Annotated in this window: 3 protein-coding genes; 1 reads left to right on the forward strand and 2 read right to left on the reverse strand. The window is 49.9% G+C overall.

Annotated features, from left to right (window positions below; translation table 11 throughout):
- Nucleotides 1-389: 389 nt before the first annotated feature.
- The gene (locus LLG09_07480; GenBank protein MCE5196952.1) at nucleotides 390-1,757 is read right to left on the reverse strand and encodes an L-serine ammonia-lyase, iron-sulfur-dependent, subunit alpha; all 1,368 of its coding nucleotides are present in this window, start codon (nucleotides 1,755-1,757) and stop codon (nucleotides 390-392) included.
- Between the two features lie 256 nt (nucleotides 1,758-2,013).
- Here LLG09_07480 and dpaL point away from each other — a divergent pair, with 256 nt between their 5' ends.
- Nucleotides 2,014-3,192 (forward strand): diaminopropionate ammonia-lyase, encoded by a 1,179-nt coding sequence (gene dpaL / locus LLG09_07485; protein ID MCE5196953.1) that lies wholly within the window; start codon nucleotides 2,014-2,016, stop codon nucleotides 3,190-3,192.
- A 629-nt stretch (nucleotides 3,193-3,821) separates the two neighbouring features.
- Here dpaL and LLG09_07490 read toward each other — a convergent pair.
- Complete coding sequence (locus tag LLG09_07490; GenBank protein ID MCE5196954.1) at nucleotides 3,822-5,066, reverse strand: MFS transporter; 1,245 nt, start codon at nucleotides 5,064-5,066, stop codon at nucleotides 3,822-3,824.
- Between the last annotated feature and the right edge of the window lie 241 nt (nucleotides 5,067-5,307).

Below are 5,307 nucleotides of genomic sequence, written 5' to 3' on the forward strand. Positions count from 1 at the left end.
CAACCTTCCGGGAGAGTAGGTAACTGCCGGGCAAAACAAACGAAAGAAAGCGCTCATGTCTAAGCATGGGTGCTTTCTTTTTGCATGTACGCGAAGGGAAACGGGGAGACGGGGATATGAATTTCAGGCTTGCAAACGAACGCCGGCGGCATCCTTATGGCGGCTAGCTGGCGCACAATGCCGCCTGCAGGACACCACCGGCGTTCTGAGCGGGGAGGCTATGGGTGTATTCTTTTGTTTGTTCGCAGAAAGTGACGGGGAGACAGAGGTGAATGAGTGTAGGAGAGGTGGTTTACGAACACCGGCGGCATCCTTATGGCGGCTAGCTGGCGCTCAATGCCGCCTGCAGGACACCGCCGGCGTTCTGAGCGGGGAGGCTGATGAGCATTCTACTTTATTTTACTTTCCATGATTTCTATGATTGTCTTTTCGGTTGCGATCATGCCGGGGGAGGCGATCAAGCCCATATTGCGCATGGTGTCTTCCGGTGTCAAACCATTGATGCCATGCTGCGGGGCAACAGAAACATCATGCAGAGCAAATTCAACTGCACGGAAAGCGGCATCGACCGCGACGATTCCTTTCATGGTACATCCTTGATTACCGCCGTCACAGATCATACCGGTAATGCCGCAAGCCATATTGCAGATGACTTTTTCAATTTGCTCAGAGTTTGCTCCTTTCAGCCAGGCGACAGCACAAGCCATCCCGGTGCCGGCAGCAATTCCACAGCCGCAGAAAGCGGACAGTCGGCCGGAATATTCTTTGATATACATGGTGATTAAATAACTCAATGCGGTAGCGCGCAGTAAATTGTCCTGTGAGTAATGATTGATTTTTTGGACAGCATAAAGCGGCATGGTGGCGATGATGCCATGAGCGCCGCTGCCGGTAATGCTCATAGCCGGTTTTTCCAATCCGATCACTCTGGCTTCAATGGCTGCGTTGCAAAGCAATTGTGCGGTAGCTAACTCGTCTTCTGAGAAGATTTTATCTTTGTTCTGATGGAATAGCTGTGGGCTGAAGGTCGAGCGCTCGGAATGCAGTCCGGTCAGAAACAGCTGTTCATTCATCAGATAAGCCTTTTCAAGGAAAGCAATTTCTTCTCTTTTTACCGTTTCAATATAAGAAAGCAGTTCTTGCAGGCTGTAACGATGGATAAGAACTTCATCCTGACCGGTAGGAAGAACAGCAATTTGCGGCAGAGGAAGCTCCTGATCAGAAAGAAACGCAGCGTTTTGCGGCGGATGAAATCCCGAATTCGGTTGTAGGAGCAGGGTGTTTGGATAAGCCGCAGACTGAATAAACTGATCATTGACTAGAATTGCACAGACATTGGTATGTTTGTCGCGGATGATCACGCGACAGTGGTCATTGGCGGTAATCACAGTCGCGGAGATATAAATTTCGGAACTGATGCCGCTGACTGTAGCGCTGACGCGTTTTTCCAAGAGGAGTTGATCGGCTGTTTGGCGGTCGGCTGCGCTGATTTCACCTAAGAGCTGCAAACCTTTGTCAGGTTGGTTAACAGCAGCACCCAAGGCCGCCGCATAGAGGTTGCCTACTTCGCTGGTGTTGGGAATTCCGCAGGTGAAGGCATTCTTATAGATGCCGGAATTGAGACTGAGCTCGATTTTCTCAATCTTCCCGTGTGTATAACTGCGGGCCAAGGCGGCGGCAAAGGCGATGGCACCTGGCTCGGTGACACCCAAAGCCGGTTTCATATCATCATAAATCAGTTGGGTTAATTCATGCATTGGAAAATACCTGCCTTCTTTTTATCGGATAGGTTCATCGTGTTTTCGTTCATTGCTGGTATTGATCGGCTTATGGAAAAGTATAACATAACAGGCAATAGAAATCCAGAATGGCGGCGGACTGCAAAAAGGATAAAATTCTCCGCCATGGAAAGGGTTTGGCCTTAGACAGAGCGAAATTTTAATAAAATCGCCGGGATTAAGCCGATTTTCTGGCAATAAGCCGGATAGAAAATGAGCAAATAGGGGGGATCCGATGAATAAATTTCGATGTATCGCGAATCGGCAAAGCAACAGCAGGCAGCAGCAGCCCGACTGGTTGAATTTAGAGGCTGCCGGCACAGCGCAGCGCTTTCACAGCAGTTTTCCTCACTACCAGCCAACCCCACTGCTTCGGCTGTCATCGCTGGCAAAGCATTGCGGGGTTGCGGAAATCTGGCTGAAAGATGAATCTTATCGCTTTGGTTTGAATGCCTTTAAAGTCTTAGGCGGCAGTTTTGCGATTGGAAGCTATCTGGCAGAGCGTCTGCACCGACAGGTGCAAGAGCTGTGTTATGAAGAACTGATATCAGAGACTGTACGACAGCAATTGGGAGAGATCACTTTTGTTACAGCGACCGATGGCAATCACGGCCGCGGTGTTGCCTGGACGGCAGCGCAATTGGGTCAGGCTGCGGTCGTGTATCTGCCGAAAGGCAGTTCGCAGGAGCGTTTGCAGCGAATACGCGAAACAGGAGCCAAAGCGGAAATCACTGAGCTGAATTATGATCAGGCGGTTCGGTTGGCAAAGCGGAAGGCGGATCAAAACGGCTGGGTAGTGGTGCAGGACACCGCCTGGCCAGGTTATGAACAGATTCCTTGCTGGATAATGCAGGGTTATACGACGATGGCATTGGAAGCTTTACAGCAGCTAAACGGGAGTCTGCCCAGCCATATTTTCATTCAGGCGGGGGTTGGATCTTTGGCTGCGGCAATGATCGGCTTTTTTCGTCAGGTTTGCGCTGAAGCGCAGCCGGTCTGTACGGTTGTGGAAGCAGACGCAGCCGCTTGTCTCTATCGGACGGTCAAAGCGGATGACGGCGCTTTGCACTTTGTTGACGGTGATCTCAAGACAATCATGGCAGGGCTTGCCTGTGGAGAACCGAATCCGCTGGCCTGGCCGATTTTGCAGTCGGGAGCAGATTGGTTTGCTTCTATTAGCGATGCGGCAGCCGCCGAGGGGATGCGAATTCTGGGAAATCCTCTTTGCGGGGATCATCGGGTGATTTCGGGTGAAAGCGGTGCCGCCGGGTTTGCTTTCGCCATGCAGCTCTTGCTGCATCCGCGTAATGCTGTCTGGCGCAGCCGTTTGGGTCTCGACGCAGCCTCGCGTGTGTTGGTATTCAGTACCGAAGGGGATACCGATGCCGAACAGTATCGCAGGATCGTCTGGTAAATATAGAAAAGGAGGGTTTATGCGATGTATGAATTACCGGAAGCGGTGACGGTCCTCAACAAATCAATGCAGTATTGACCGGGAGAACGGTGAATCGGGTGATGGTGAATCAATCGCCTTATGAATCCGCCTGCTGTTCTGGCAGTGCAGAAGATTAGACCGTTTTAATGTTTGGCTGACACCGGACAGGGGGGGTCCTTCAGCGGTAGGGTGGAACCGCAGTCAGGTCAGCTGTGTTTGGCGCCGAACGATTTTGCCATCCTGCAGGATCTTGCAGCAGGTGAAAAACTCCCTGCCAAACATCAGCTCGAGCTGATGTTTGGCAGATGGCAACACCTTTTTATGTCACGGTGTGTGAGATATTTTCAGTCAATATAGCGATTATAACGGCAAGTTGTCAAAAAAATTGCCTCGCCGAACCTTGTCCGCTCTGCGGCGGGACACTGAGAAAGAAAGCTTATTTAGGCGGCAGCATCTATTATTGCCCGATTGGCTGGCTAGAAAGTGAGTGAGACAAGCGAGCGAAGCGATGACAGCGCAAAAAGAGCGGATCCGTATTGACGTAAGGATCTGCTCTTTTTGAGTCGATGACGGCAATCCTTCAGGCACTATCCAGGTTGAAATTTGTTTTAATCATCTTTTCCCATCGGCAGATCGTTGGCATGTTTGCGCTGCTGGCTGTATAAAAACACGGAACAAAGTAAACCACAGAAACCGCAGAAGAAGAAACCGAAGCCTGCTCCGGCGAATTCGGTAATTGCCCCGGCAATGGTATTGCCAAAAGGAGTGACGCCGCCGTTGAGCATGGAATAGAGTGACATCACCCGACCGCGCAGATGATCGGGTGCCGTCAGCTGTAAAGTAGAATTGCAGGTGGCGCTGTAGGTGATTTGGGTTAAGCCGATAAAAAACATCACAATTGAAGCTGTGATAAAAGTTTGGGGTAGAAGCATGGTCATTTCTAAAAGGCAAACCAATGAGGCGCCCAAGTAAATAAACATGGTTTGCGGTCCGTGATAAGACAAGGAAGCCAGCGCTATCGCTCCCAGTACTGCGCCGGCACCCATAGAAGACATCAGGATGCCATAACCGGTGGCACTCATGTGCAGGACCTGACTGGCAAAGACCGGAACCAGCACGTTGAGATTTAAAGCAAACATACTGGTCAGGCTGACCATGCCAAGCACGTTGCGGATGGTTGGTGTTTGAATGGCGTAACTGAGACCTTCTTTAATAGCTCCCAGCGTATTTTGGGGTTTGTTATTTGCAGCTTGGACGGGCATTTTCATCATCAGCAAAGCTGCGATGACAAAGAGAAAACTGATCGCATTGAGCAGAAAGGAGAGAGCGGCGCCAAAAAAATCCATGGTCAAGCCGCCAATCGCCGGTCCGACGATGCGGGCGCCATTGACAATGGCAGAATTCAGAGAGACAGCGTTCAGCACCTCTTCACGGGGGACGATATCGCTGATCATTGACTGTCGGGCGGGATTATCAAAAGAAGTGCAGATTCCCTGCAGCAATGCCAGGCAGAGAATATGCCAATATTGTACTGTGTGCGTATAGACCAGAAGCGCTAAAATCAGTGCCTGAATGGTCAAACCGATCTGCGTCCAGAGGATGACAGTGCGTTTGGAGACACGATCAATCAAAACGCCGGCGTAGAGTGAAAGAAAAATAAAAGGTAAAAACTGGGCCGCATTGACCAAACCAAGTTTTAAGGGAGAATTGGTCATTTGCAGAACCAGCCAGGATTGACTGGCGCGCTGGATCCAGGAACCGATCAGACTGATGGCTCTGCCGGACCAAAATAAGCGAAAATTGGGGTAACGCAGTGCGGAAAAGGGATTTCCTTTGCTGGGCATAGCCTTCATTGCATTCATTCCTTTGCATCAGCGGATTATTTCCATTAACGTAATATTAACATGATACAGTTTTCTTGTAAAGACATAAAAAACAAATCGCAGTAAATAACCTGGATTCCCACCGCAATTATAACAAGGTGGGCAAAGCAATTCCCATCATTTCGTAAAATTCCATTTGCCGCTTAGTAATTTCGCCAAGACGCAAACTTCGACCTGGTTGTTCAAAACACTCAATAACGTCGAATTCATC

The organism is Negativicutes bacterium (assembly GCA_021372785.1).
GTDB lineage: Bacteria > Bacillota > JAAYKD01 > JAAYKD01 > JAAYKD01 > JAJFTT01.